Origin of the sequence: Photobacterium piscicola, from assembly GCF_900166965.1 — a bacterium.
Taxonomy (GTDB): Bacteria; Pseudomonadota; Gammaproteobacteria; order Enterobacterales; family Vibrionaceae; genus Photobacterium; species Photobacterium piscicola.
In genome coordinates this window covers 13,204-34,798 of record NZ_FUZI01000006.1, presented here as the reverse complement: position 1 = coordinate 34,798, position 21,595 = coordinate 13,204, and the positions used below count along the sequence as shown (strand labels likewise).

The window sequence follows — 21,595 nt, the reverse complement described above, 5'->3', positions numbered from 1 at the left end:
GTATCATCGACCAACAGCGTAAAAAATTTAGGGGTAACTGACATATATTTGTCGTTATTCGATAGTTTATTGACTCTAAAATGGTTTGTGATTGTGAATAATAAACTGATGTAGGATATAGAATGGCAAAAGCAGCAAAACGAGCATACGTATGTAGTGATTGCGGAATGGATTTTGCGCGTTGGCAAGGCCAATGTTCAGGGTGTAAATCATGGAACACTATCACTGAATTTACTATTCCAAATACCAAAAGTGGCGTCGCAACCTCAGCTCGTTCAAGTCTGTCTGGATACGCAGGTATTGCGGGCGGCGGTTCTAAAAAATTACATGAAGTTGAAGCGGTTGATGCCCAAAAAATGCTAACAGGCATCGGTGAGCTTGATCGCGTGTTGTGCGGTGGATTAACCACTGGCTCAGTCAATATTATTTCAGGTGATCCAGGAGCGGGTAAAACTACCTTGTTATCTGATTTAGTGGCAAGAATGTCGAAATTAATGCCATCGTTGTACTGTACTGCGGAAGAATCATTATCACAGTTTAAAAACCGTGTTAATCGTCTCAAACTAAGCTGCAATGAAGATAACTTATATCTAATGGCAGAAACCAGTGTTGAAGCGATCATCGCTGAATTAGATGCGAAACAGATTAAGTTTGCGGTTATTGACTCCATTCAAGCGGTATCAACCGAATTGGCCAATGGTAGCCCAGGTTCACCGTCACAAGTAAAAACTGCGGCGCAATCATTGACGCAATATTGCAAACAAAACAACGTTACTATGTTTTTGATTGCCCACGTTAATAAAAATAACGAAATAGCAGGTCCACAGACATTGGTTCATATTGTCGATGCATTATTGCATATCGATACGAATGATGGTCAAGTCCGGACATTACGCGCCAATAAAAACCGTTTTGGTGATGTTGATACGGTCGGTATTTTCCGTATGACCGAGCGCGGAATGCTCAGTGTTGATAACCCTAGTGAAATTTTCTTATCGGGGTCAACCACTGAATCATCAGGCTCTGCAATTACCTGTATTCGTAAAGGTAACCGGAATATTTTACTTGAGATCCAATGTTTAACTACTGAAACTGAAGGGGAGTTTCCTCAGCGGGTTTGTGTTGGTTTAAACATGAATCGTATTAAAATGCTAACGGGTATTTTACGCAAGCATGCGAAAACTAAAATCTTCCATGATACTTTTTTCAATATTGTCGGTGGGTTAAAAATTGATGAGTCAGAAACCTGCATTGATTTGGCGTTAGTGGCGGCATTACTCAGTAGCCTAAATGAGTTTGTGGTGCCACGCACAACCTGCATTATGGGCGAGCTAAGTCTAAATGGTGATGTGCGCCCAATAGACAGTGGTGTACCGCGAGTAAAAGAAGCGGCGCAACATGGATTTACGGAAATCTTTATTCCTTATCGTAATTACCATAAATCAATGGAAGGGTTGGGTGCAAAAATTGTGGCGGTCAAAACTATCCATGAATTGATTGAACTGATTAATTAATATTAATAGCGTCAATTAAGGTCAACAAAAAGGCCAATCACGATAATGTGGTTGGCCTTTTTATTATTCGTTGTCGGTGAAATTGTTCTTGCTTATAGGTCGCCTTGGTTTGGTGATGGTTCAGTATGACTTGCGGTGGTAATACCAAGGTCGTGATTTTCATCCCCAGTCAATTGCACCTGCATTGCGACCATACTATTGATGGTATTTAACAGTGATGCCCATTGGACATTTTTTTCTTGTTTAAATAAAGCATCAAAATTTTCAATATCCCATTTCACGAATGGTCGTGGATTTAATGGTTTGCCTAAAAAGCGAATTTCATAATGTAAATGGGGGCCTGTTGATAATCCTGAATTGCCAGTCCACCCAATAAGTTGGCCTTTTTTAACAAACTCGCCTTGTTTCACTTTAAATTTACTTAGGTGTGAGTAAGTCGAAATAAACCCCATCGTATGATTAAGGGTTAATTGATTACCATAACCATAATTACTGCTACGGGCTCGTTCAATAACTGCATCGGCAGGGGCATAAACTGGAGTGCCAATTTTAGCCGCAAAATCAAGGCCATCATGACGTTTGCGTTTTTTAGTGATCGGATGAACACGTGTTCCAAAACCAGATGTTAATTGAACATTAGGGGTTGGAGCACCATTGGGAATCAATTGAAACAAGGTCGCTCTAACGGCCGAGTTAATGGCTGCGGTATCGACCCGTTGGGTGATGGTTTGGTTATCAGCTGGTGGTTCAATACCCAATACAGTTTCCATATCATCAATCCGCTGATTCAGTGCAATTAATGATTTTTTCTTGGCGGCTAATGCTTGATTGAGATCTTGATTCATTGCCGTTTCTTCTGACAGTGATGCACTCAATGCTAATGCTTGTGCACTGAGTTTTTGGGCTTTGATCTGTGAAATTTTAGCGTTTTGGTAAAGGTGGAACATTGAATAGCCACCATAACTAAGCAGACCGCATACCGCAAGGATGATCACAGCACGGTAATAGTGCTGTCGCGGACGTGAAGGTTTAGTGCTGGATGGTGATACTGATGGTTCTAAATGAGGCATAATAGACAGTTATTATTGATAAATAAGATAAAGTTGGTCAAACAGCAGGCTAAAATACCATTGTAGAGGGGGATTTGTACCAACGAGAGATAAATAATAAGCTACTGAGTCTATGTCTTTGGTGAAATGATTGCTAGTTATCACGTCACAAAAATGAGGCGATACAGTCTCTATTTATGCAACAATAATAAAAGCCATTGATTTAACAGTTGATTTTTTGTGATAAAAAAAGAGCTGTTGAAACAGCTCTTTGGTTAGATGAAATAGATTATTTAGCGATACGCTTGTACTTAATACGGTGAGGATCAGCGGCATCAGCCCCTAATGTTTTCTTCAACCAATCAGTGTATTCAGTAAAGTTGCCTTCAAAGAAACTCACTTTACCTTCGTCGCGATAATCAAGAATATGCGTAGCTACACGGTCTAGGAACCAACGGTCGTGTGAGATAACCATGGCACAACCAGGGAACTCAAGTAAGGCCTCTTCCAATGCACGTAAGGTTTCTACGTCAAGGTCGTTGGTTGGTTCATCGAGCAGTAATACGTTACCGCCTGATTTTAGTAGTTTCGCTAAGTGAACACGGTTACGTTCACCACCGGATAAATCACCAATGCGTTTTTGATGATCACTGCCTTTAAAGTTAAAGCGTGATACATACGCGCGTGCTGGAATCTCAAAATTGTTGATTTTAAGAATATCAGCGCCTTCAGAGATTTCTTGGTAAACCGTGTTGTTGTCGTTCATGCTATCGCGGAACTGATCCACTGACGCCAATTTCACCGTTTCACCTAGCTCAATAGTGCCAGAATCCGGTTGTTCGTCACCACTTAGCATCTTAAATAGGGTAGATTTACCCGCGCCGTTAGCACCGATAATACCGACGATTGCGCCTTTAGGCATACTGAATGACAAATCATCAATCAATACACGATCACCAAACGATTTGGTTAGATTTTTAACATCAATGACTTTATCGCCTAAACGCTCACCTGGCGGAATGAAAAGCTCATTGGTTTCATTACGTTTTTGGTGATCGCTAGTATTAAGCTCTTCAAAACGCGCCATACGTGCTTTTGATTTAGCTTGACGACCTTTAGGGTTTTGACGCACCCATTCTAGTTCTTTTTCAATGGTTTTTTGCAAAGCACGTTCTTGAGATGATTCTTGTTTTAGACGTGCATCTTTTTGCTCAAGCCATGAGGTATAGTTACCTTGCCATGGAATGCCTTCACCACGGTCAAGTTCTAGGATCCAGCCCGCTGCGTTATCAAGGAAGTAACGGTCGTGGGTAATTGCCACAACTGTACCACTGTAATCAACCAAGAAGTGCTCTAGCCACGCCACTGATTCAGCATCCAAGTGGTTAGTAGGTTCATCAAGTAGCAGCATGTCGGGCTTATCAAGTAATAAACGACAAATAGCGACACGACGACGCTCACCACCAGAAAGATTTTTAACCACAGCATCCCAATCGGGTAGACGCAGTGCATCGGCAGCACGCTCAAGTTGCATGCCAAGGTTGTGGCCATCTTTGGTTTCAATTAACGATTCCAAATCGCCTTGTTCTTTTGCGAGTGCATCAAAATCAGCATCAGGTTCAGCGTAGGCTGAATAGACTTCATCGAGACGAATGAGCGCCTCTTTAACATCTGAAACAGATTCTTCAACAATTTCACGTACCGTTTTGGTTTCATCCAATACCGGCTCTTGAGGTAGGTAACCGACTTTAAGACCTGCTTGAGGACGTGCTTCACCTTCAATATCAGTATCGATGCCTGCCATGATGCGCAGTAAGGTTGATTTACCTGAGCCGTTAAGACCAAGGACACCAATTTTTGCACCAGGGAAAAAACTCAGTGAAATATCTTTTAAGATTTGACGCTTAGGTGGGACAATTTTGCCCACTCGCGACATGGTATAGACGTAATCAGCCATATCCGTGTGTGATCTCTACTCTGAAATGAAGCTTACTATAGTACCTATAATCTTTAAAAGTTCACTTGAATTGTTATTAATTTCGCGGCTAAGTAAGGTATTTTAGCGTTAGAAAGAGATTGTTTATTATCATGGTTACTATCACAATCAGATTCCACCGTAATCATAGTTCCGTGAATGCATAGAGTGTCTATGCAATAACTTGATTTTACATTGATGTGGTTTTTTTTTGCTATTATTGAGCAAGGATTGTACACGCTTTATAGCGTTTTTTGATATGGAGTTAATCGTGGCACGTCTATTTAGTTATTCTCGCGTTTTTTCATTTGCTTTGTTGACGGTCGGATTAACAAGCACTGTAACAGCCCAAGCGGCTTCTTTAGATCAACAACGCACATGGTATGAGCAAGCGCAAAATGCGTTTTCAGCTAATGATATGGCCGTGTTTCATCAAAAAAAGGCTCAATTAGGGGGATATCCACTTTACCCTTATTTGGAGTACCGTGAATTTAATGCTCAACTAGCAACGCAAAGGCCAAGTCAGGTTCAGGTTTTTGTTGATAAATATAAAATGTTGCCGTTTAGCCAGACGATTAAAAACCGCTATTTAAACCAATTGGTGAAGACTGGGCAGTGGCGTGACTTTTTAATGATGCAACCAGCGGTACCACGTAATACTGATCTTCAGTGTGCATTTTATTACGCTAAAGAAAAAACAGGCCATGCTCAATTAGCGTGGCAAGGTGCTGATAAGTTGTGGCAAACGGGCCGTTCGTTGCCTGCTGGATGTGATAATTTATTAGATAGCTGGAGTTCTGCGGGTAAACGTACTAATACGATGGTACTTGATCGTATGGTGTTGGCATATGCTAAAGGGAATAAAAGCTTATTAAATTACCTGGATAAGCTCTTAACTGGTGATGCCCAAGCAACTGGTGAGGCTGTGTTAGCGTTATATGATCAACCGCAAAATGTGGGGGCATTTGCGAAGAAAAGTAAAGTAACGCCGTTTAATCAAGCGTTGACTCAGAATGCTTTTTTATTGCTTGCCCGTACGGATACTAAACAAGCGGTTGCTGAGTATGACCAAGTGGTACGTGGACAACATTTTGACAAAGCTACCAAGCAAACATTGGCTGATGCGGTCGCTTCTCGATTAATGTCGACATCAGACACGGCATTAGCAAAATGGCGTGATAGCAAATTAGCACAGAGTGACAATGCTAGCCTGTTAGAGCGTCGTGTGCGTAATGCAATTCGTGAGGCGAACTGGAAACAGACCCAGTTGTGGATTGATCGCTTACCAAAAGAAGCGCAACAGACGCCGCGTTGGACATTTTGGAAAGCGAAGTTGTTAGCGCAAAATGGTAAGAAAAAACAAGCGGATAAAATTTACACGTCACTATTAGGTGAGCGTGATTTTTACAGTGCCGCAGCGGCAACAATATTAAATAAGCCGATTGTATATCCACTAACCAATGCACCGACATCAACCGCGTTATTAAAGCCTTATAAAAAGAGTTTAGCGCGAGTTAAAGAATTGATTGCACTTGATAAAGTTACCGCGGCTAATCGTGAATGGGGATATTTATTATCAAAAATCACCAATGTTCAAACTAAGCGTCAATTAGCGGTTTATGCTGATAAACATCAATGGCATTACCTTGCTGTTCAAGCTACGATTTCGGGTAAGTTATGGGATCATATGACATTGCGTTTTCCATTGGCACATAAGTGGCTATTTGATTTCTTTAGTGAACAGCGGAACATTCCAGCATCGACGATGATGGCGTTGGCGCGTCAAGAAAGTGCGTTAAATATTCATGCTCGATCGCATGTTGGTGCGAGTGGCTTAATGCAACTTATGCCCGCGACAGCAGCAGAAACAGCTAAAAAACTTGATTATAAATATTTAGGCAAACAAAGCTTATTTGATCCTAGCGTTAATATTCGTTTAGGCAGTGCCTATTTGAAAATGATGTTAGAGCGTAACGATAATAACCGTGTCTATGCTTTTGCATCTTATAATGCAGGCCCTGGCCGCGTGTCACAATGGAAAAAAGTGACTGATGGTAAACTTGATGTATATGCTTTTATTGAACAAATACCATTTAATGAAACCCGTGGTTATGTTCAAAATGTATTGATGTTTGATATTTATTATAATGAATTGATGGGACGTAAAGGGGTATTATTTAGTCCACAAGAACTAACTGCTCGTTATTAACAATTTAAATAATAATTAGATATAATGTATTTAAGAAACTTATTAAATATATAAATTAATAAGAAAAGAAGCCGCTACTGTTATGCAGAGATGTGATAGTAGCGGCTATATAAATAAGAGCAAAAATAATTTTATTTGATATATGAAAACGTATGATTATTTCTTTTGAGAAAAGGTTGGATAATCTAATATCCAGCGTTCACCAAATTTATGGTTCCATTCATCAGGGAACATAGAGAAGCCAGCCGCTGGGTACATGGTTAGTTCGCTGAATGTGACCTGATTATTGTGGAAATAAAGGTCAACACGAACCATGTCATAATATTTACCAATGCGTTCTGCTATTTCAATCATTTGATCAATGAACGGTGGTTTTTCAGGTACTGGCAGTAAGCGTGGTTTTTTGTTTAAGACAAAACCAAGTTCATTCCAATCTCGATCAAACATATTTCGATAATGCTGTTCAAAACGTCCTTGATCTAATTGGATAAATTCTACTTTTCCATCAATTACATGCAGTTTGTAATCATCAGGAACCGTGCCATTAAAGTCTAGAAACTCTTCAACAAAAACACGTGGTGGAATATTTTTATATCCCCATTCGCCTAGCGATCCTGATTGATCTTTCTTAAACCAACGAGATGCGAAATTTTTCATCTCTTGTTTAGATAAGTGATTATTATCACGAACAAATTCAATGGTTTGACTTGTATGGTTTGCCTTTAATACATAATTACTTGGCATTTCTGAAAATGGGAATGTATCAAAATCAGCAACGTACTTAGCAACCCATAATGTTTCTGGAATGTATAGTTCTGGTGCAATTTCTTTAACAAACTTTTTAGCTGCTAATTTATCGGCACCAAGAGTTAGATATTCACTGCGGTCATGAATTTTTTTTAATTGTACTTTTTCATTAAATGTCTGTGGATTCGAATAATTAATGAATTTTTTAAATTTTCTAAAATATAGTAGTTGTAATCTTAATTTTATTGGTAGTTTGGATACTATTCCTGAAAATAATCGATATTGTAAACTTTCCATTTTAGGTTCTCTGCCTGTTATTTATCTAACTTATAAATGTTATTTGTATATTTTATAATTAACATTAATATATTTATTCGTGTTTTTATATATCAACCGATTAAACAGTGTCATTTACGAATACCTAAGTATAACTAACTTAATGATTTTGATCTGTTATCTCTATGTCAAGTTTTTATTTGCAATCAACATATTAAACGGGTGAATCATAAATATTTCATATTAGATATTGTCTGTTTGATAAAATATTTACTGCTTTTGCTATATATTATGTGTGTTTCCTTTTTTTAACACTAAAAAAAAGAAATATTTTTATAGGTGGCCTGTTTTATCAAAAATCATATGCTATAAAAAGAAATAATTATGCTGTATATGGCTATTTTTATTCTTTCTGATTTCATCATCATTATTAATTTGGTAAATAATAATGATGATTTTTGGCATAGGATCGGGGAATGATAGTGATGATTTACTTATCTGTTTATGCGCTATAAATAGCACCGTTACTTGGTCTGATGTAGAAATCGCGGTACACTGCACCGCGTATATAATGCCTTACGGGATAAACGAAAATGGCTGTAGACTCACCAAAGTATACTGATTGGCAACAGATTCTAGATTTACTCCAGCAAGCTTCTGCGGAACAACGTGATCAGTTACTGTTTAAAGTATTACTAACTCATGATGAAAGAGAAGCATTAATCGCACGAGTGAACATAGTACATGAGCTACTAAATGGTGAACGTAGCCAACGTAAAATTAGTGAGTTACTTGGTGTCGGCGTTGCTACTATTACACGTGGCTCAAATGAACTAAAACATCAAGATGATGCAACCAAAGCATGGTTAGCTGATTTTCTCGCAAAAAATGTCCCTTCTGCCTTTGAATAATAATCATAAGCTTCATGAATATATCGCGCATTAGTTATTACTACTAAATTGTATTTATTAATATAATTCAGGATGTAAAAAAGGAATTAATGCGAGAATTAAAGCTTGTTGATAAACACTGCTACGGCTCAATAAATGGTGGGTTAGCATCGCAATAGCCCCCCCTTTTTGTTTAATGTTTTGTTGAGCAAACATCTCATCCATCACATCTCCTAGCTCCATTCCTTGGGCTATTTTTTCTAATGCCAATGGCGGCAACGGTAACGAAGCCGAACGGGCAGTAGATTTTCGTCCTTGATGTTCTATCACCATCCACGCAAATGTAAAATTGTCATCGAGCCCAGCTTCTAAGCCAACGATGTAATCGGCATTGGGATAACGTTCGCGACAAGAAATAACACGATTATTTGCTCCTAGTAATGTTTCATCACAGGTTAATGGCTGATCGCGTACACCACTGTCAGTGCTGACACCCGTGGTGGTAAATATCTGTTGAGGAAAGGCCGCTGTAAAGGCATCGGTAACAGCAGTGATTTTTGCAGGGTTGGTTGAGGCGACAATAATGGTGGGCATAATGATAAATTCGGTTAAATAGAGTATTGAATAACTTAAAAATAACCGCTTTATGTTGAAAACAAAAGTAATAAAAAGCCCATCAATCGATGAGCTTTCTAAACCCTAATTGAGCAGTGGTCGTGATTAACGATCGTAAGCCCAGTCTGATTGGATAATGTAACCGTGAATTTGAAATTCACCGTTATTTACAAACAGGTTTGGAAAATCAGGTTGTGAGGTTGAGAATACAACGCCATCAGCCAATTGTGTCATGTGGTAAAAATCAGGCTCACTACCGCGTACAGAAGCAAAGACAGGTTGCTTTGGACGGTAAGCCGCTTCTTTGGTTGCTAATGCATAGCTACCCACTGGTGCACAATGTGAGATATTTTCATTATCAATGAATAAACCTAGGCAAGCATCACGCTCTAAATGCTGGGGGATCGCACGTTTACTGATCACCTCAACTGAATCACCTAAATTGTAAGCTGAAAAATCTTTACGGTGGATCACTGGAATATAGGTGCACGTTGCAGAGCTATCGTGTTCAGTGCTGATAGTTGTCGTTGCTTGCGTACCAGTATCAATTTGGCCTGTTAGGATATAACCAATTGATGTATTAAGTGTCTCAGCGATTTTTTCTAATTCGCGAACTTCAATACCGTATTTACCTGAAAGCTTACGGCTCATTGTGCCTTGTTGAAGGTTTAATGCTTCACCAAGTTGCTTTTGGCTGATGCCTTGAACTTTAGCTAAACGCTTAATTCGCTCTAAATATTCCATGTAACTAGCTTCCTGCTTCAAATAGGGGGGATGAATAAAATATGAATTCTCAATAGTTATAAAAGATATTACTTAAAAGTGTAGAAAAGGAATCATTGTTACTTAAAAAGTGCGATTGATTTGGTTAAAGAAATATACCCCACAGGAAAGATGGGTAAAAAAGGGAACAAAATACGCAGAAAGAAATAAGTTTTGATTCTAAAATGGTGTCGCTTGATTCTGCAATTATGGATGAAGGTGGAGATCAGAATAGACAAAAGAAAAACGGCGTATTGTTATAAAGGTTTGATTTTAAATGTTTTAAAAGTAAACTCTAAAGTGTTAAAAAATATGATAGCATATGTTTTTTTATTTTTGTAAATTGGGATTTAATTTGTAAAATAACCAATGTAATTGATAGTTAAGTCAATAATAAAATGAAGTAGTTTTTATGGGTATTAATTTTATTATTGATGCATTACAGAATAATACGAGTTTGAGGAATGTTAAATATAGCGTTATATGTGCAATAGGCATGTAATTGGTGGGTTTGAATATAATATAAGATTATGAATCTTGTTGTTCTATATAAAGGATAATAAGACGAATTATCGATAAACTATTTATAATAAAAATCATTCCTCGTTCTTTTTTATAAATAAGGCTTATATCTTGTTTCATTAGTGAGGATTATTACTGTGTTTAGAGAGATAAAAAGCAAAAAGGCCTATTCTTTAAGAACAGGCCTTTACTATTATTTTCTTATTGTATAAATAAAAGAATTATTTAGCAGTTGGTGTCGGAGTACGAATTAAGTAATCAAATGCACCTAAACTTGCTTTTGCACCTTCACCCATCGCAATGATGATTTGCTTGAAAGGCACAGTTGTTACGTCACCCGCAGCAAAGATGCCATTAACGTTAGTATTACCGTGAGCACCAATTTCGATTTCACCACGTGGTGTTAAGGCAACGGCTGACTCTTTTAGCCATTCAGTGTTTGGCACTAAACCAATCTGAACAAAGATACCTGCAAGTTCAATGTGTTTGATTTCATCAGTGTTACGATCTTTGTAGCTAATACCCGTTACGCGAGTACCATCGCCAACCACTTCTGTGGTTTGTGCCATTTTAATAATGTCGATATTCGGCATGCTTTCTGCTTTGTTGATCAACACTTGGTCAGCACGTAGGGTGTCAGCAAATTCAAGCACCGTAACATGCTCAACAATACCCGCAAGGTCAATTGCCGCTTCAATACCTGAGTTACCACCACCGATAACCGCAGTACGTTTACCTTTGAATAATGGACCATCACAGTGAGGGCAGTAAGCCACACCTTTGTTACGGTATTCTTGCTCACCAGGGACGTTCATTTCACGCCAGCGAGCACCTGTACTGATGATCACGCTGCGAGATTTTAAAATTGCGCCACTTTCTAAATAAATGTGGGCATAACCATCATCTGTATCTGTTGCAGCAACGATATTCTTAACACGTTGTTCGCTCATGATATCAACGTTATATTGTTTTACATGCTCTTCTAAGCTTGCCGCTAAATGAGGGCCCGTTGTTTCTTTAACAGAAATAAAGTTCTCGATAGACATGGTATCCATTACTTGGCCACCAAAGCGCTCGGCAACAACACCAGTACGAATACCTTTACGTGCAGCATAGATAGCAGCTGATGCGCCAGCAGGACCACCACCAACGACTAATACGTCAAATGGGGCTTTATCATTAAGGCTTGCTGCTGCTTTTTTAGCGGCGCCTGTGTCTAGCTTATTTAAAATTTCAGTTAGCGACATGCGGCCTTGACCAAAGACTTCACCGTTTACATAAACAGTCGGTACCGCCATGATATTACGTTCAGTGACTTCAGCTTGGAAAGCTGCGCCATCAATCATGCTTGCTTTAATACGTGGGTTAATCGCTGCCATCATGTTGAATGCTTGCACAACGTCAGGACAGTTTTGGCAAGAAAGTGAAATGAAGGTTTCAACAACGATGTCTTGATCTAATGCTGCAATTTGATCGATAACTGGTTGTTCTAGTTTCATTGGGTGACCACCGCTGTGCAGTAGTGCTAATACCAATGAAGTAAATTCGTGTCCCATTGGCAGACCAGCAAAGCTCATTGAGGTCTGTTTGGTTGGGTTAACCACTTGCATTACAGGTTTGCGTACGCTGGCATTACTGTCTTCAATAACACTCACTTTATCGTTTAGTTCTGCAATTTCGTAAGCTAATTCATGCAGTTTTTGTGCAGTGTCACTATCATCTAAACTTAATACCAGTTGTACATCTGTTTTTAAATTTTCTAAATACGCTTGTAGCTGCTGCTTCATATTTTGTTCTAACATAATCTTGCCTTTTTAATTTGTTCACGGCTTAACAGTAGATAATCAATGCGGGTCTACTGTAATACGACATATTGCCTATATAAAAAGGCGTAAATATGTTTGAAGGTCTTCTAATTAATAAGGCACCAAACATGCGATATATGTTTGATGCCTTATTACTTTTAAATAAATAATTTACTTAAAAGCAGGATGAACAATATTTATTTCAGATTCGGCGTCAAAAATGAATATTGTCATCAAAGGTTAAATAAGATTAGATCTTACCAACTAGGTCTAGAGAAGGTGTTAGTGTTGCTTCGCCTTCTTTCCATTTTGCAGGACAAACTTCACCTGGGTGTGCTGCAACATATTGTGCTGCTTTCACTTTACGCATTAGGTCTTCAGCTTCACGGCCAATACCTTCTGCAGTGATTTCCATTGCTTGGATAACACCTTGTGGGTCGATTAGGAAAGTAGCGCGGTCTGCAAGACCTTGACCTTCACGCATAACGTTGAAGTTATTAGTGATGTTACCTGTTTGGTCGCCTACCATGAAGTAGTTGATTTTACCGATTGTGTCAGAGCTGTCGTGCCATGCTTTGTGAGTGAAGTGAGTATCAGTTGATACAGAGAATACTTCAACACCGCGAGATTGTAGATCTGCGTAATGGTCAGCTAGGTCGCCAAGCTCAGTTGGACATACGAAAGTAAAGTCAGCTGGGTAGAAGAAGAATACTGCCCACTTACCTAAAACATCTTTTTCAGTGATGTCTACGAATTTGCCTTCTTTGTATGCTGTAGCGCTAAATGGCTTGATTTCAGTGTTAATCATAATATGGAATCCTTTTGAAAATAATTTTAATTTCTTATGCTGTAGTGCAAATCAAATCTCTGAAGCCATTATTGTCAAAACAGGGATATTAAGGAAATCGTTAAAGCCGATACATTCAATAGCCAAAACCTATTATTGATAAAGGTGTGTTTTAAAGGGGAGGTGATGATTAGTAACAGCGGTAGTTAGGTATGAATAATAAATGAAGTGATTCGGTTAATGAAAAGGTCCTATTTGACCATCAAATAAGACCTTTAATAGAGGTAATACGCTTACCATCAAGACAAACTTAAAAAATCATGGTGAGTCGCTAATTTTATGAGAAGCGCATTTTTAGATAAAAAACTAAAATAATGGTGAGAGTTAGCCATCACCACTAAATCAACCTCTAAATTTGTCGCCAATCGTTCAATAGCCATACCCACAGGTCCATTAACAATATAAACATGATCTCTATTTAAGGTCGTGTCTGTAATTAACGCCTGTATTTTTGCTTCTAGCTCGGCTTTTTCTGTATTAACAATACCATCCCCAACTTTATTTCCTAAATAGGCATCATCAGAAAATAGTTGTTCATCAAGGTTGGTTGCATAACCGACAAACAGTTCTGCATTAAGTTGATCAGCTAAAGCCATCGCTTTGAGAAGATAGGGCTTAGAATCGATATCTAGCGCATACAATACTTTTTTATACATCTTTGCCTTCTTTAGGTTTATTAACCCATGCATATTCTAGACGAGAGACTAACGCATGGTACAACAGTGCAATGAGAACAATGATGCAGCTACCTGCAAAAATGGGATAAAACGCAAACAGAATGCTGGTATGGGCACCTAACATGATCAATAACGGGTTTCCGCCTGCGGGTGGGTGGGTAACATTGAGCATAATCATCATGAAAATCCCCACACCTACAGCCAGCCCAAGAGACCAAAACGTTACCGGTAAAAGATTGGCAAAGATAATGCCGATGATCGCTGTTGTTAAGTGACCGAATACGACATTTTTAGGATGAGCTAAAGGACTTTGTGGTAAACCAAAGACCAACACCATGGTGGCACCAAACGGTGCGACTAATAAATAGTCACCTTTAGCAACGCCATCGACAAAGGCAAGAATACCAATACATAATGCAGATCCTGCTGCGGCAACTAACGCAATCATCCATAGTTTATGAGCTGGGTGGGTGATCTTATAATGGATCCCCTTTTGCATATTATCCATTCGTAATACTTACTTATTAGTTCAATTTATTAATATTATATGCCAATTATAGTTAAATGAGCGGGTTATTAATGCCTCATAAGTATTATCTAAGAATGCGGTGATGATAGTTATTTGCTTCTCAGCAAGAGTTTTTATCTTCAATGGCTATTGAGATAGTATTTTTTGAGAAAAACCTCATAATCGTGTAATACAAAACTTAAAGAAGAAATGACTCATGACTAGCTTTCAATATTACTTTCATAAACTGCCTTGTTATAAATGCAACAAAAATACAGTAAACGCAGATCTTGGTTGGTTAACACCAGCAATGAAAGAAGAGGTTGTCGCACAAGTAACAGCGATGATCGCACAAGGCAATGTTGATCCAGAATTGTTGGTGAACGTGACTTGTACTAAAGATGAAGCGCGTGATTACTTATTACTAAACTTCTACGGTTACTCAGAAGAAGCACTAGCAAATCAAGTGAAAGCAGAAGATGAGCAAGAAGTAGCAGAAGAAATCGCAGAGCTACTAGCTGATGGTAGCGAGACCGCTGTGTTTGAACACGAAATCGTATTACAAAGTTGTACTGATTGCGGCATTGATGAGTAGTCACTCAATGTAATCATTAAACCACCATGTGCGCTATACGTAATATGATGGTTTATTTAAAGCGCTAGCAATGTAGATTTGCTGGCGCTTTTTTTATTTAATAGTTAAACCTTTGACTTTAATTCGCTCAATTCTCTTAATAATACAACTTTAACGTTGTATTTGTTGTTCAATATTCTTTTATATCAATCAAAGATTTTATGGCAAATGAGGTCGCACACTATTTTCGTATGACCTTTTAGGTTTGTGGTAAGTGATTGCTTTTGTACCATGACTCATGGCGGATTGTTTTAGTATTAAACTGTTTGCTAAATGCAAAAAAGCCAGACGATAAGTCATAAAGACAAATGGTCTGGCTTTACCCACCCCTATCCCATATTACTAAGGATTATTTCGGCTACTTGGCTCACCGTTTTCACCTAGCCAGTGGCAAATCACTTAGTACCGGAAATGCTTTAACACGACCTAACACCATTTAGGCAATTAGGTGGTGTGGCTTATTGCCTTCGCATTTATTGTAAAGTTGTGTGTCCAACTTCATGTAGGAGATCAGCTCTCCTCGGGCTATTTGGGTTCGGTTATTATCAGCATATCTACTTAAAGATCAACTATATCATTGATAGTGTATCCATTTTTAAGTAACAATTGTCTGATTATGTACTTAAGATAAAGTGCATCATTACGTATATTTCTGGCTAACTTATTTTCTGAATGACAGAATGTATTCACAATATAATCTATGGTATCCACAAGTTCTTGCGGTGATAAATTTTTATGTGTTTTTACTAAATACCAGTTGGCTTGTTCATTATTGCTTATTTTCTTATTTTTTAATAACTTATCAATATTTGAACCATCATCATCTAAGCCTACTTTTTTTTGTTCTAATAGATGAAAAACACTACCTAAATTAAGTATGACAAACTTACAAACTCCAACTTTTTCTATTGGTTTCGATCTGCTATTTCTGTAGTTTAAGGTGTGAGTTAAGAGTATTTCACCCTCTATTTTATAATAAATAAATTCATATGGGTTTTCTGTTTGGTTATAAAAAAGATGTTCCATCTTTCGCTTCAATAGGTGTCCAAATTCATTGATGAAAAACTGTACTTGGCGCTCAGTTGCCAGTGCTTTTCCATTACGCCAACGTGATACTACAGCGATTGATTTTGAGCTCAAACCTGATTTTACTGCAATCTCTTGATTTGTATAACCATTTTCGATAGCTAGTTTGATTAACTGTTTTGTATAGCGATACGTTTTTTTTGTGTTTTCTTTTTGTTCTGTCATTGTCTTACTAACCATTGAAAATGGCTGGTAGATTGATTTTATATCCACCAGCGAAGTACTTAATTATCTAGATAATCATCATTATTTGGATTATGTGCATCAGCCCAATCATCCATATCAGCATCATTATTAGGGTTGTTGATATCAGACCAAATATCTAGTTCATCTTGAGTCATATCGGATGAGTCTGGCATAGCTTACTCCTTATCTTTTAATTGGCGGCTACGGTTATCTAAAACTTTTTGATAAGTTTTATTCGTGCCTGTTGTTCCTTTGTTTTTATTTGCTTGATCTGCTTTGTGATTGTTATTGCTCATAATGTGTTATCTCATTCGTTTCGTTGAGGTAACTATATGACTATAAAGAATAAACATTAAGTGATGAGATGGTGATAGATCAGTGATATTTAGTGATTATCAGTGATACACAATCAACTGACTAAAAAACAAGCAATAAAAAGACTATAGGTAAGTGCCTATAGCCTTAAATATTATGATGTCAGGGTTTATTACTGTCCCTTCAACATATCAAACACTACCCGAGCAAAGCCTTTCGCCAGTTCTGGGTTGGATAGGTATTACATCATCACTTCTTGATGTGACTCATTACTATCCATTACCGCATCATCAATCGCTTTAAACAATACACTGAATACCTCCGTTTATTGATACCAATTTGGAGGGGGTTTAACGAAGATGCGAACTTTTGCTTATTGTCGAGTATCAACAACAGAACAAACAACACAAAACCAAATTATTGCCATTCGTCAAAAAGGTTATGACGTTTCTGATTCACGGGTAGTAAGTGAAACGGTTTCAGGCTCAGTGGAAGCAATGAAGCGAGAGCAATTTAAATGCTTATTAATCACCAAATGGAAGCGGGTGATATGTTAATTGTTTTAAAATTAGACCGTTTAGGGCGTGATAATATTGACGTACAAAATACGATTAATTTATTAACTAAAAAAGGGGTTAAGGTCGTTTGCTTAGATTTACCTGTTGCTGATTTATCTAGTGCCGAAGGAAAGCTAATGCTACAAATGTTTGCTACCTTTGCTACCTTTGCTACCTTTGCTACCTTTGCTGAGTTTGAACATAATCGAATAAGGGAACGTACTAAAGAAGGAATTGAACGGGCAAAAGTTCAGGGTAAGAAGTTGGGTAGACCAGAAGCTCGTAATACGACCATCGCTGTACAAGCAAAAAAGGCTAGTGGGTTGTCGCAAAGCAATGTGGCGAAAGAATTAGAAATTAGTATTGCAACGGTTAAAAGGCATTGGAATAAGTCGAATGCTAATTATTAGATAAATGTATTTAAACCTTTTTTATTTAGAGTAAAAGTTCGTTCACATACTGTTAATGGTGGTTTTAACTGCATGTAAAGAGTTAATACATATCCATTGATACTGATAACGATGAAGCTAAGTTTTGAATTATTGATGAATCTAAAGGCCAATCATTGCTAAGTCTGGTTCTTCTTTCAAGTATTAGCCAGCATGTAAAAATTGAAATACTTTGTTTAAAAAAAGGACTACTACTTTTATCTTTAATTAGATCTATCAAACAATATTCATCATCCATCAATAAATTCCGTATCTGACTCTGGGTCTTATTGTTAAATAAATCCTCGAAGGTGTCTAAAATAACAATAGAAGATTTTTGAATCTTTAAAGGAGGTTGCCCTATAAATTCTTTGTAGAGTGAATCTAGCATACTGATTATATCAAGAGTTTCGATTGGGCCAGCAAGCTTATTATTTACGTCGGAAAAGAAATCGTCTGTAGTTTCAATTAAAGCCATACTTTTGGCTACAGTTCGGTGAACCTCTGGTTGAACGATCTTCTTCGCTTTATATATTGAGTCGTGTGTAAGTTCAGCATAAGCGTGCTGTAATAGTGTTCGAATTTGTATCTCACAAGGCGTTCCCTCTGGTATGGTAATGCCTTGATATTTAATGGACGCTTTGGCTCTGACAATATAGTGTACTGATTGATATGTGAATAGTAGAGGATCTTTTGTTCGTTCCTCGCTGAAATGTCTACATTCTAGAGAACTCCAAGAACCTTCGGCTCTTATCATTTCTGCAATAGCATTTACATGGTCAATAAGGAGTAAAACAAAACGACATCCAACCTTATCTTCGATTTCGTTATAGGGATCGGTGTAGTTTTTATTTGGGCGATAAAATGCCTTGTCGATTAAAGAGTTATCTCCTTTAATACGAGCTTTTGGCGGCAATTTTACAAAACTATCAAAATCATAACCAGAAGATGAAATTGCATCGGTGATTTTCGATACAACATAGTCTCCCCATCTTTGATAGGCTTGTTTTTCCTTTTGCCATTTAGTTAAAAAATCAGTTTCGTTCACTGTGGTATAGTCATTTTTTCTTTTATAAGAATTTTAGTCCAATTGACATTGTTTCCATCGCTATCTATTTCTATTGGCTCAATAATTACAAGTTTCTTAAATTGTTCTGCTGGCGCAGTTAATTTAATACTTTTTCCAAAAGATACTTTCTGTAATTTTAGTTTACTAATAATGTATTGAGTATCTTTTGCAAAAGATGTTTTCGGTAGACCAGATTCAGCTAAAAATGAGGTGTACTCATCGGTTGTATTTGCATCAAAATAAGATTGAGCAAACTTATTTGGATCAATTACACCTGATTTGTCTAACTTTAAATAACAAGTTAAAGCACTATTTAGTTCGTGTTTTTCTTCGTTAGATATATCTAACCGTTTTATGAAAATTAGTGTTTGTTCGTAGAATGTTTTGGTATTCCTCGCACTTGACTCAGGGTATCCGCATCCTAAAAATTTCTCATAGAAATATTGAGCGGCAACTTTACCATCAGCCTGACTGATCTGATGATCGGATATAGATACTTGCCATGTATTGTTTAAATTATCATTAATAATTATTGGATTTTTAATTTCTGTAAAAGCTGCGGTTTTGAACAACTTTGTTGATGGAGTTAGAAGTGCTTCTTTTACATAGTTTAGTGAAATCTCTTTGGTTTGTGGATCGGTTATTTTTTGATATGCGCTGTATATATCAGCTTTTATTATACCAATTATAGATCTAGTTTTTTTTGCATCAGGTGAACCAAAGGTTCCTCTGAACACAACAACAATACCACCTTGTAAGTTTTTACGCTTTTGAGCTTCTGCGAGGTTATCTGCAATTTTATATGAAATATTAATAAACTCATTGTCTAGAGCTGTTTTTAGAGATGTAAATAGGCTTGGAGTATCTGTAGCTGCCTGATTAACAATCATCATCTCTATAGCTTTAGATTGAGAACCTAATGCATCAATTACTCGTTGTTTAAATGTCTCCATCGCAGATGGTGAAAAATTTACAAAGTCAGAACTTTTTTCGGGTGTTTTCTTCGATCCATCATGGTTGCGTTGGAATATTTGGTGGATGCAAATTTTTTCGATGTTTAGATGCACTAGTTGCATATATTAGTTCTCTTGTGTGGGATCTGGTGATACGCGTGATGATGTGTGCGTAGGGATAGTACGGACGATGCTTCGCCATTCAGTACCATTTTCTTCCCAAATTATTTGATATCGTTTAAATAAATCATCCCATTTCCCTTGGTGTTGTTGCTCGAGTGACATAGTAAATAGTATTTCATTTTTAAGTTGGTAAAGATCTAATAGAGTTGATTTTTGCCGATGCCATAGCTTTTTATAGTCAAAAATAGTACTCCATCCATTTACGGCTGTGAGTAATGCACTAAGTAGAAGCGCTATGTTTTGTTGCTGGCTTTCTATACTTTCAAAAGATAGACCAAGGGTAAGAGTAATAGCAGCCCCTAAACCAATGCTAAGGAATTGTATACGCTTGGTGTTTTTTTTCTGGCTATTTACTTTGGTTTTTAGCGTCTTAATGTTTTTTTCAACTTCTTGAAGCAAGTAAGTTTGAGGTGTGTGTATTGACTCTGTTCCCACGCTAAATGCTTAATATTGCTCTTATGGTGGCGGGATTATGCCTGTATATACTGGATTTGTGAATCTTATTGCGTAATAGATTGTGAACTATTTGACAATAATTTTAGAAAAGTAATTGGCAGGTGTTTGTCTAATAAGGTTTGAAGATATATTGAAATCACAGAGGTATACATGAGCTGAGTTAGTTATAGAAGAATATGATAAATCTTCGGTATGTCCATGGTGAGTTTGCCGCGGTAAATTAAATTGTTGGCTTCAAGCCTAGAGTACTTGTCACCGAGAGGCTACCTAATGAAGCCTTTTCTATATGCTCACTCCACCAGACCATCATAGGAATGCGTCTTTCTAAGTAATCGGTACGGTTATAAGTACTACGCACTTGGTTCTTGTCTACATGCGCTAATGCAGCTTCAACTAAATCGGCCTCAAAAGCTTGCTCATTGAGTGTCGTGATTGCCAGTGAACGTAGCCCATGACTTACCAACCTGCCTTCAAATCCCATGCGTTTAAGTGCCATATTTACGGTTTGGTTATTACACGACTTTAATGGGTCTCTATCTGATGGGAACACAAATTCACGATGCCCGCTAATTGGTTTCATTATCTCCAATAGGGCAATGGCTTGCTTAGTTAATGGAATACGATGCTCACGACGTTTTTTCATTCTTGCTGGTGGAATCGTCCATACTTTTACTTCTAAATCTATTTCGTCCCAGCGGGCTCCTGCTGCTTCTGATGGGCGCGTCATTAAAACAAATGAAAACAAAGGACAGCCATAACTTTGCACATCAATGGTGAGCTAAAGTAAATCTACTGAAGGAAATAGAAGGAACTAAAACAAGCTAATATGATGATTTTACTGAATTTTAGGTATTAAAAAAGGCCACTTCCAAAGAAGTGGCCCTTTCCAAACGTTTGGTGGAGCTGGCGGGATTTGAACCCGCGTCCAAAATCAGTCTAACAGATGGCGCTACATGCTTAGTCAATCTTTATTCTCGTATCGTCACTGCGAATTGACACGCTATGCTAATACATACCAGAATTCTATTTCGCGGTTCATCTCTCTAGTCAAAGAATCCCTCGCTATCTCGTTTGGGTTTGAACCCCTGTTATTCCCCGTCTTACAAGCGGAAGCTAGGGCAGGAGCGCTCTTAGCAGGGTATTAAGCTGCTAGTGCGAAGTTTTCGTCGTTTGCGACTATTTTTTTGCGGTTGTTTAACGAGGCAAACCGCACCTCGACATGCTCCACAAGCCTTCGTGATCCTGTCGAATCCTGAATCAGCCCCAGATGCGTTTGATGTTAGCAGAATATTTAACTAGGTCAATAGCTTTATTATTATTCACTGACCAAGT

At 37.8% G+C, this 21,595-nt stretch carries 19 protein-coding genes, 1 other RNA gene and 2 pseudogenes; 5 read left to right on the top strand and 17 right to left on the bottom strand.

Annotated elements, in window-relative coordinates; all coding sequences use genetic code 11:
* The first annotated feature begins 122 nt into the window (after window positions 1–122).
* A complete protein-coding gene (radA, locus tag CZ809_RS15220; RefSeq protein ID WP_080158430.1) occupies window positions 123–1,514 on the top strand; it encodes a DNA repair protein RadA in 1,392 nt (463 codons plus the stop codon).
* A 92-nt stretch (window positions 1,515–1,606) separates the two neighbouring features.
* On the opposite strand, the gene CZ809_RS15215 is transcribed toward radA, so the two are convergent.
* Together CZ809_RS15215 and ettA are read right to left on the bottom strand one after the other, a co-directional pair.
* Window positions 1,607–2,584, bottom strand: coding sequence for a M23 family metallopeptidase (locus tag CZ809_RS15215; RefSeq protein ID WP_080158429.1), 978 nt, complete (start codon window positions 2,582–2,584; stop codon window positions 1,607–1,609).
* A 268-nt stretch (window positions 2,585–2,852) separates the two neighbouring features.
* Window positions 2,853–4,520: an energy-dependent translational throttle protein EttA gene (gene ettA, locus CZ809_RS15210; RefSeq protein WP_080158428.1), complete on the bottom strand. Its 1,668-nt coding sequence runs from the start codon at window positions 4,518–4,520 to the stop codon at window positions 2,853–2,855.
* Between the two features lie 289 nt (window positions 4,521–4,809).
* Between ettA and sltY the strand changes: the two genes are divergently transcribed.
* A complete protein-coding gene (sltY, locus tag CZ809_RS15205) occupies window positions 4,810–6,747 on the top strand; it encodes a murein transglycosylase (RefSeq protein WP_235865960.1) in 1,938 nt (645 codons plus the stop codon).
* A gap of 156 nt (window positions 6,748–6,903) precedes the next feature.
* Here the strand turns inward: sltY and CZ809_RS15200 are convergent, their stop codons facing one another.
* Window positions 6,904–7,791: an ATP-grasp fold amidoligase family protein gene (locus CZ809_RS15200; protein ID WP_080158426.1), complete on the bottom strand. Its 888-nt coding sequence runs from the start codon at window positions 7,789–7,791 to the stop codon at window positions 6,904–6,906.
* A gap of 572 nt (window positions 7,792–8,363) precedes the next feature.
* On the opposite strand from CZ809_RS15200, the gene trpR reads away from it, so the two are divergent.
* Complete coding sequence (gene trpR, locus CZ809_RS15195) at window positions 8,364–8,681, top strand: trp operon repressor (protein WP_080158425.1); 318 nt, start codon at window positions 8,364–8,366, stop codon at window positions 8,679–8,681.
* Window positions 8,682–8,738: 57 nt separating this feature from the next.
* Here the strand turns inward: trpR and yjjX are convergent, their stop codons facing one another.
* The 6 genes from yjjX to CZ809_RS15165 form a co-directional block, all read right to left on the bottom strand.
* Window positions 8,739–9,254 (bottom strand): inosine/xanthosine triphosphatase, encoded by a 516-nt coding sequence (yjjX, locus tag CZ809_RS15190; RefSeq protein ID WP_080158424.1) that lies wholly within the window; start codon window positions 9,252–9,254, stop codon window positions 8,739–8,741.
* Between the two features lie 126 nt (window positions 9,255–9,380).
* Window positions 9,381–10,019, bottom strand: a complete 639-nt coding sequence (locus tag CZ809_RS15185; protein ID WP_080158423.1) for a helix-turn-helix domain-containing protein — start codon at window positions 10,017–10,019, stop codon at window positions 9,381–9,383.
* A 761-nt stretch (window positions 10,020–10,780) separates the two neighbouring features.
* Window positions 10,781–12,361, bottom strand: a complete 1,581-nt coding sequence (gene ahpF / locus CZ809_RS15180; RefSeq protein ID WP_080158422.1) for an alkyl hydroperoxide reductase subunit F — start codon at window positions 12,359–12,361, stop codon at window positions 10,781–10,783.
* A 253-nt stretch (window positions 12,362–12,614) separates the two neighbouring features.
* Window positions 12,615–13,172, bottom strand: a complete 558-nt coding sequence (ahpC, locus tag CZ809_RS15175) for an alkyl hydroperoxide reductase subunit C (protein ID WP_080158421.1) — start codon at window positions 13,170–13,172, stop codon at window positions 12,615–12,617.
* A 278-nt stretch (window positions 13,173–13,450) separates the two neighbouring features.
* Window positions 13,451–13,867, bottom strand: coding sequence for a universal stress protein (locus CZ809_RS15170; protein ID WP_080158420.1), 417 nt, complete (start codon window positions 13,865–13,867; stop codon window positions 13,451–13,453).
* Window positions 13,860–14,396 carry an HPP family protein gene (locus tag CZ809_RS15165; protein WP_080158419.1) on the bottom strand — a complete coding sequence of 179 codons (537 nt, stop codon included), beginning with the start codon at window positions 14,394–14,396 and terminating at the stop codon, window positions 13,860–13,862. Before CZ809_RS15165 ends, CZ809_RS15170 begins: the two co-directional genes overlap by 8 nt.
* 217 nt (window positions 14,397–14,613) lie before the next feature.
* On the opposite strand from CZ809_RS15165, the gene CZ809_RS15160 reads away from it, so the two are divergent.
* Window positions 14,614–14,991, top strand: coding sequence for a hypothetical protein (locus CZ809_RS15160; protein WP_080158418.1), 378 nt, complete (start codon window positions 14,614–14,616; stop codon window positions 14,989–14,991).
* Between the two features lie 597 nt (window positions 14,992–15,588).
* Here the strand turns inward: CZ809_RS15160 and CZ809_RS15155 are convergent.
* From CZ809_RS15155 to CZ809_RS15150, 3 genes are read right to left on the bottom strand one after another with little or no spacing between them, the layout of a single operon-like run.
* Entirely contained in the window at window positions 15,589–16,281 is a 693-nt protein-coding gene (locus CZ809_RS15155) for a hypothetical protein (protein ID WP_080158417.1), read from the bottom strand.
* Window positions 16,282–16,340: 59 nt separating this feature from the next.
* On the bottom strand, window positions 16,341–16,475 hold the full coding sequence (locus tag CZ809_RS21485) for a hypothetical protein (RefSeq protein ID WP_258179316.1): 135 nt from the start codon (window positions 16,473–16,475) through the stop codon (window positions 16,341–16,343).
* 3 nt (window positions 16,476–16,478) lie between these two features.
* A complete protein-coding gene (locus tag CZ809_RS15150) occupies window positions 16,479–16,598 on the bottom strand; it encodes a hypothetical protein (RefSeq protein WP_045032638.1) in 120 nt (39 codons plus the stop codon).
* Window positions 16,599–16,976: 378 nt separating this feature from the next.
* Here CZ809_RS15150 and CZ809_RS15145 point away from each other — a divergent pair.
* Window positions 16,977–17,584, top strand: a pseudogene (locus CZ809_RS15145) (recombinase family protein).
* 82 nt (window positions 17,585–17,666) lie between these two features.
* On the opposite strand, the gene CZ809_RS15140 reads toward CZ809_RS15145, so the two are convergent.
* The 5 genes and pseudogenes from CZ809_RS15140 to ssrA all read right to left on the bottom strand — a co-directional run bounded on the left by CZ809_RS15140 (window position 17,667) and on the right by ssrA (window position 21,528).
* Window positions 17,667–18,650: a GTP pyrophosphokinase gene (locus tag CZ809_RS15140; protein ID WP_080158416.1), complete on the bottom strand. Its 984-nt coding sequence runs from the start codon at window positions 18,648–18,650 to the stop codon at window positions 17,667–17,669.
* Window positions 18,647–19,747: a nucleoid-associated protein gene (locus CZ809_RS15135; protein WP_080158415.1), complete on the bottom strand. Its 1,101-nt coding sequence runs from the start codon at window positions 19,745–19,747 to the stop codon at window positions 18,647–18,649. The genes CZ809_RS15140 and CZ809_RS15135 overlap by 4 nt, the downstream gene beginning before the upstream one ends.
* 3 nt (window positions 19,748–19,750) lie before the next feature.
* Window positions 19,751–20,242 (bottom strand): SLATT domain-containing protein, encoded by a 492-nt coding sequence (locus CZ809_RS15130; protein ID WP_080158414.1) that lies wholly within the window; start codon window positions 20,240–20,242, stop codon window positions 19,751–19,753.
* 241 nt (window positions 20,243–20,483) lie between these two features.
* A pseudogene (locus CZ809_RS15125) lies at window positions 20,484–20,990 on the bottom strand (tyrosine-type recombinase/integrase); the annotation flags it as partial.
* A gap of 168 nt (window positions 20,991–21,158) precedes the next feature.
* Window positions 21,159–21,528: a transfer-messenger RNA gene (ssrA, locus tag CZ809_RS15120) on the bottom strand.
* Window positions 21,529–21,595: the final 67 nt, after the last annotated feature.

What these genes read in the sequence shown, in the direction of transcription:
- radA (WP_080158430.1), top strand. Translation starts at nt 123, where the DNA reads ATGGCAAAAGCAGCAAAACGAGCATACGTATGTAGTGATTGCGGAATG.
- CZ809_RS15215 (WP_080158429.1), bottom strand. Translation starts at nt 2,584, where the DNA reads ATGCCTCATTTAGAACCATCAGTATCACCATCCAGCACTAAACCTTCA.
- ettA (WP_080158428.1), bottom strand. Translation starts at nt 4,520, where the DNA reads ATGGCTGATTACGTCTATACCATGTCGCGAGTGGGCAAAATTGTCCCA.
- CZ809_RS15200 (WP_080158426.1), bottom strand. Translation starts at nt 7,791, where the DNA reads ATGGAAAGTTTACAATATCGATTATTTTCAGGAATAGTATCCAAACTA.
- trpR (WP_080158425.1), top strand. Translation starts at nt 8,364, where the DNA reads ATGGCTGTAGACTCACCAAAGTATACTGATTGGCAACAGATTCTAGAT.
- yjjX (WP_080158424.1), bottom strand. Translation starts at nt 9,254, where the DNA reads ATGCCCACCATTATTGTCGCCTCAACCAACCCTGCAAAAATCACTGCT.
- CZ809_RS15185 (WP_080158423.1), bottom strand. Translation starts at nt 10,019, where the DNA reads ATGGAATATTTAGAGCGAATTAAGCGTTTAGCTAAAGTTCAAGGCATC.
- ahpF (WP_080158422.1), bottom strand. Translation starts at nt 12,361, where the DNA reads ATGTTAGAACAAAATATGAAGCAGCAGCTACAAGCGTATTTAGAAAAT.
- ahpC (WP_080158421.1), bottom strand. Translation starts at nt 13,172, where the DNA reads ATGATTAACACTGAAATCAAGCCATTTAGCGCTACAGCATACAAAGAA.
- CZ809_RS15170 (WP_080158420.1), bottom strand. Translation starts at nt 13,867, where the DNA reads ATGTATAAAAAAGTATTGTATGCGCTAGATATCGATTCTAAGCCCTAT.
- CZ809_RS15165 (WP_080158419.1), bottom strand. Translation starts at nt 14,396, where the DNA reads ATGGATAATATGCAAAAGGGGATCCATTATAAGATCACCCACCCAGCT.
- CZ809_RS15160 (WP_080158418.1), top strand. Translation starts at nt 14,614, where the DNA reads ATGACTAGCTTTCAATATTACTTTCATAAACTGCCTTGTTATAAATGC.
- CZ809_RS15155 (WP_080158417.1), bottom strand. Translation starts at nt 16,281, where the DNA reads ATGACAGAACAAAAAGAAAACACAAAAAAAACGTATCGCTATACAAAA.
- CZ809_RS21485 (WP_258179316.1), bottom strand. Translation starts at nt 16,475, where the DNA reads ATGCCAGACTCATCCGATATGACTCAAGATGAACTAGATATTTGGTCT.
- CZ809_RS15150 (WP_045032638.1), bottom strand. Translation starts at nt 16,598, where the DNA reads ATGAGCAATAACAATCACAAAGCAGATCAAGCAAATAAAAACAAAGGA.
- CZ809_RS15135 (WP_080158415.1), bottom strand. Translation starts at nt 19,747, where the DNA reads ATGCAACTAGTGCATCTAAACATCGAAAAAATTTGCATCCACCAAATA.